This window comes from Photobacterium sp. BZF1, from assembly GCF_014349205.1.
Lineage (GTDB): Bacteria > Pseudomonadota > Gammaproteobacteria > Enterobacterales > Vibrionaceae > Photobacterium.
In genome coordinates this window covers 1-5,489 of the sequence record NZ_JACSOF010000243.1, presented here as the reverse complement: position 1 = coordinate 5,489, position 5,489 = coordinate 1, and the positions used below count along the sequence as shown (strand labels likewise).

4 protein-coding genes and 1 pseudogene are annotated in these 5,489 nt (G+C 39.8%); all 5 read left to right on the top strand.

Going from position 1 to position 5,489, the window contains the following annotated elements; all coding sequences use genetic code 11:
• The first annotated feature begins 115 nt into the window (after positions 1 to 115).
• Complete coding sequence (locus BIZ37_RS29260) at positions 116 to 2,275, top strand: polysaccharide biosynthesis tyrosine autokinase (RefSeq protein ID WP_187464535.1); 2,160 nt, start codon at positions 116 to 118, stop codon at positions 2,273 to 2,275.
• 165 nt (positions 2,276 to 2,440) lie between these two features.
• Complete coding sequence (cysD, locus tag BIZ37_RS29255) at positions 2,441 to 3,355, top strand: sulfate adenylyltransferase subunit CysD (RefSeq protein ID WP_222939889.1); 915 nt, start codon at positions 2,441 to 2,443, stop codon at positions 3,353 to 3,355.
• Positions 3,356 to 3,414: 59 nt separating this feature from the next.
• Positions 3,415 to 3,759, top strand: a pseudogene (locus BIZ37_RS29250) (four helix bundle protein).
• Positions 3,760 to 3,830: 71 nt separating this feature from the next.
• Positions 3,831 to 5,258, top strand: a complete 1,428-nt coding sequence (gene cysN / locus BIZ37_RS29245; protein WP_187464534.1) for a sulfate adenylyltransferase subunit CysN — start codon at positions 3,831 to 3,833, stop codon at positions 5,256 to 5,258.
• A 1-nt stretch (position 5,259) separates the two neighbouring features.
• Positions 5,260 to 5,489 (top strand): hypothetical protein (locus BIZ37_RS30345; protein WP_222939888.1); only part of this gene is annotated, 230 nt, incomplete at its 3' end.

Genomic DNA, 5,489 nt, shown 5'->3' with positions numbered 1-5,489 from the left:
GGTGCACTGCGCGTTCGCAATTGGCCGTAATTATTATCGAAGCTCGAAGCTCGAGTTAACTATGTAACATTGGCTTAGAAATTACTTCTTTGTCTTCGGAATAGAAAAATATTTTATGACTGCTACCCACAATATTAACAATACTCAGAGCGATTCAGATGAAATTGATTTGGGTAAGCTATTCGGTGTCCTGTTGGACAACCGCTGGATTATTATTTTCACTACATTCTTATTTGCCACAATTGGTGTGGTGTATACTTTGCTGGCAACGCCTATCTATAAAGCGGATGCTTTAGTGCAGGTAGAAGAAAAAAGTACAGGTGTGCCAGGGCTGTCAGATATATCCGAAATGTTTGCCTCAGAGTCTTCCGCCGATACAGAGATCCAAATCATTAAATCTCGTATGGTAATAGGAAATACGGTTGACAAGCTTAACCTTACAGTTCATGTTGAGCCTAAATATTTGCCAGTCTTTGGAAAAGGCATAGCTAGACTAAAAGGTGAAGATAAACCTTTAATTGCTATCCCGAAGCTTGAGTTACCTAAAGAGCTTTTGGATGAAAAGCTGACTTTAACCATAAATTCTAAAGATAGTTATTTTCTTTCGTTTGACGGAAAAAAAATACTAGATGGCCGAATAGGTAAATTAGAGCAATTTAATGATATATCCGTTTTAGTAACAGATATTTTTGCAGAAGTAAGTACTGAATTTACCGTTGTTAAAAGTGCCCGTTTAGTTACCATTAGTGAACTGCAAGACGATATTAAAGTTGCAGAGCAAGGTAAGAACACTGGCATACTCAAGTTAACATTAGAAGGTGAGGATTCAACAAAAATTCAAGCGATATTGAATAGTATCATTGAAGATTACTTGATGCAGAATATTGATCGTACTTCTGCTGAGGCGGAGAAAAGCCTACAGTTTTTGCGTGGCCACTTGCCTGATATTAAACAGCAGTTGGATTCATCAGAAGCTAAGCTAAATGCTTATAAGCTAGAAAATGATTCGGTGGATTTAGCCCTAGAAGCTAAATCGGTACTGGATACTATGGTAACTGTTGAAGCACAGCTTAACGAGTTGACCTTTAAAGAGTCAGATATTGCACAACGCTTTACAAAGAGTCACCCGGCGTATGTTTCTCTGCTTGAAAAACGACGTACTCTAGAAGGTGAAAAGGATCGCATTGACCAAATGGTATCTCGTATGCCTAAAACCCAGCAAGAAGTGATTCGTCTAAGTCGTGATGTAGAAGTGAATCAAGCAATTTACTTGCAATTGGTTAACAAGGTTCAAGAGCTAAACGTCATGAAGGCCAGTACAGTCGGTAATGTCCGTATCTTGGATAATGCCGAGACACTGGAAGAAGCAGTTAAACCTAAAAAAGTAATTATAGTTATTATTGTTACCATACTAGGAAGTATTGCTTCTGTTGCTTATGCTTTGGTCAAACATGCTTTCCACCGTGGTGTAGAAAACCCTGATGAAATTGAAGCCATAGGCTTGCCTGTTTATGCTAGTGTGCCGATGTCGGATTGTCAGATTGAGTTAGAGAAGAAGCAGAAAGGCAAAAAGCAAACGTCGGTACAAGATACACTGTTAGCGGTATCTAACCCTGCAGACTTGTCAATTGAAGCACTACGTAGCTTACGAACTAGCTTGCATTTCGCCATGATAGAAGCCAAAAACAATATCCTGATGATTTCAGGCCCAAGCCCTGGCATTGGTAAGTCATTTGTCTCAGCTAATATGGCGGCAGTTGTAGCAAAGTCGGGTCAAAAAGTATTGGTGATTGACGCTGATATGCGTAAAGGCCGGATGGAAAAACAGATGGCGGTTAATCCCAAACCTGGTCTGTCTGATTTCTTAAGCGGTCAAACCAACATTGAAAGCCTTGTTAAACAACCAGGTGTTGATGGTATGGACTTTATTGGCCGTGGTGAAGTGCCGCCAAACCCGTCAGAACTTCTAATGCACCCGCGTTTCAAACAATTGATGGATTGGGCATCAGAAAATTACGATATTGTTATCGTCGATACCCCACCAATTTTGGCCGTTACTGACCCTGCTATTGTGGGTGCTCATGCAGGTACTACATTGCTAGTGGGGCGCTTTGGCCAAAATGCAGTGAAAGAAATCGAAGTGACTAAACAACGCTTTGAACAAAACGGTATTGAAGTAAAAGGCTTTATCCTCAATGCTGTAGTACGTAAAGCAAGTAGTTACTATGGTGGTAACTATGGTTACTATAATTACAGTTATAGCAGCGATAAGTAATAGCTTTTAGTTCAGAGCTGTCAGCTGTCAGAACCCTTGATAGCTGATAGCTTTCTTCTCATACACATTTCTTAGCGACAATCCAGCTGTGGCTTGTCGCACTTAACTTATGGCTCGCAGCTTATACCTTGCAGCTCATCTGTTCATCCAAGTTAGAAGATATTTATGGAAATCTCTCAAACAAGAATGACCCACCTCAAGCAACTTGAGGCAGAATCCATTCACATTATTCGTGAAGTGGCAGCAGAATTTGATAATCCAGTCATGCTTTACTCAGTAGGTAAAGACTCAGCAGTAATGCTGCACTTAACCATGAAAGCTTTCTTTCCAGCTAAACCACCATTTCCATTAATGCACGTGGATACGACCTTCAAATTTAAAGAGATGATCGAATTTCGCGATAAAATGGCAAAAAAAATGGGTATGGATTTAATCGTCCATAAAAACCAAGAGGGCATTGATGCAAACATCAACCCATTTGATCACGGTAGTGCCAAATACACTGACATAATGAAAACACAGGGCTTAAAACAGGCCCTCGATAAACACCAATTCGATGCTGCTTTTGGTGGTGCTCGCCGTGATGAAGAAAAGTCTCGTGCTAAAGAACGTGTTTATTCGTTCCGTGATAAAAATCATCGTTGGGACCCGAAAAGCCAACGTCCAGAACTTTGGAACATTTTTAACGGCAAAGTAAACAAAGGCGAAAGTATCCGCGTATTCCCGCTTTCTAACTGGACTGAACTGGATATTTGGCAGTACATCTACCTAGAAAACATCGACATTGTCCCACTATACCTTGCGGCTGAGCGCCCAGTGGTAGAGCGTGATGGTACCCTTATCATGGTTGACGATGAACGCCTGCCTCTAGCGGAAGGCGAAAAGCCAATGATGAAGAAAGTCCGCTTCCGTACCCTTGGCTGCTACCCTCTGACCGGCGCAGTTGAATCTGAAGCAACTACCCTTCCAGAAGTAATCCAAGAAATGCTTCTTACCAAAACCTCCGAACGCCAAGGCCGTGTCATCGACCACGACTCCTCCGGCTCCATGGAGAAGAAGAAGATGGAAGGTTATTTCTAAATTTCCAAAGGAAATTTAGAGCGGCTTGAAAGCTAAAAGGCTAGAAAGCGAGAAAGTAAATGGATTTTGAAAAGTTGGATGTATGGAGAAAGTCTTCTAGATTATCTGCTGACTTATACCTTTACTTTAAGAGTTGCAAAGACTACGGATATAAAGATCAAATAACTCGTTCAGGCCTGTCTGTTCCAAGTAATATTGCTGAGGGAATGACAAGAGAAACAGAACGAGAAAAATAGCGGTATCTATCTATAGCAAAAGGCTCTTGTGCTGAACTAAGAACCCAAATCGATATTGGTATAGAAGTACAATATATAGAAAAAGAAGTAGGGAAAAGCTGGCTTAATCAGACAAGACTTATCGCAGCCATGCTTGAAGGTTTAATGAAAAAATTAAAACCTAGATAGCATTCAAGCATTCAAGCATTCAAGCATTCAAGCATATACACAGAATTTAAGATTTTATTTGGAATTAAAATATGTCCAACCAATCCTCCCTAATCGCTTCTGACATCGAAGCGTACCTGAAACAACACGAAAACAAAGATCTTCTACGCTTCCTAACTTGCGGTAACGTAGACGATGGCAAATCAACCCTAATTGGCCGTTTGCTGCATGATTCAAAGATGATCTTTGAAGATCATATGGCTGCAATTAAAAATGATTCCAAAAAGTTTAATACTACTGATGGTGAGTTTGACCTAGCGCTACTAGTTGATGGTCTACAGTCAGAGCGTGAGCAGGGTATTACGATTGATGTTGCTTACCGTTATTTCTCAACCGACAAGCGTAAATTCATTATCGCAGACTGCCCAGGACATGAGCAGTACACTCGTAACATGGCAACCGGTGCATCGAACTGTGATTTAGCCATTGTAATGATTGATGCCCGCAAAGGGGTGCAAACCCAGACTAAACGTCACTCATACATTGCTTCACTTTTGGGTATTAAGCATGTAATTGTTGCCGTTAACAAAATGGATTTGGTGAAGTACAGCCAAGAAACTTATCGCCAAATCAAAGTAGATTACAAAGCCTTTGCTGAGCAGTTAAATATTCCAGATGTTCGCTTTGTACCAATTTCTGCATTACGTGGTGACAATGTAGTAGAGCGCTCTGCTGAAATGGATTGGTATCCGGGTGCTACATTGATGCAACTGCTTGAAACTGTAAAAATTAATGAAGATAAAAACCTAGATGTTTTCCGTCTACCTGTACAGTACGTAAATCGACCAAATCTTGATTTCCGTGGATTCTGCGGCACAATTGCCAGCGGTGTAATTAATGTTGGTGATAATGTAGTTGCTTACCCTTCAGGTAAAACATCATCAGTTGCTCGTATCGTAACTGCAGATGGTGACCTAGAAAGCGCGTTTGCAGGCCAAGCAATTACTTTAACCCTAGAAGATGAAATTGATATCTCTCGCGGTGATGTGATTGTAAAAGCAACAGAAGACAACGCTAAGTTGCCAACAACGACAAATAGCTTTGAAGCGACTATTGTTTGGATGAACGAAGCTGAGCTTCAATCAGGCAAAGAGTATGAAATAAAGGTAGGCTCAAAGAACACTTTTGGCCATATCAAGAAAATACAGCACCGTATTGATGTCAATACGCTAGAACAACATAGTTCAACTGAACTTCAATTGAATGAAATCGCGAGTTGTGTCATTGAAACAGCAAGTCCAGTAGTAATTGACAAATACAAAGATATTCATGGAACAGGATCATTGATTGTTATAGATCGTCTCACTAATGTAACTGTCGGTGCAGGAATGATTGTAAATACATCACTTAAAGAAGATGTAATTTCTACAAAAACCCCAAAAAACTATACAAAAGCAGAAGTTGAATTAAACAGTTATATTCGAAGAAATTATCCAGAGTGGGGATGCAAGTCAATTTAGCATGAATATTTTCTTGAAAGTTTATATAGCTCTTGCTGTATTTTGCTTCACTAAACCTCTAGGTGTTGGTTTAGAAACTGATATTCAACCTTTTTTTCTTTTTATATCGATTATAATCTTTGCCTTTGCTCACTTATACTATGGGAAAATATATAAACAGTTTATCTTACTTTATAGCTTAGTATTTGTATGCATGTTACTTATATTAGTTAGTATTGATGATGTCTGGAA

Coding starts and splice junctions, on each gene's coding strand:
- cysD (WP_222939889.1), top strand. CDS start 2,441: ATGGAAATCTCTCAAACAAGAATGACCCACCTCAAGCAACTTGAGGCA.
- cysN (WP_187464534.1), top strand. CDS start 3,831: ATGTCCAACCAATCCTCCCTAATCGCTTCTGACATCGAAGCGTACCTG.
- BIZ37_RS29260 (WP_187464535.1), top strand. CDS start 116: ATGACTGCTACCCACAATATTAACAATACTCAGAGCGATTCAGATGAA.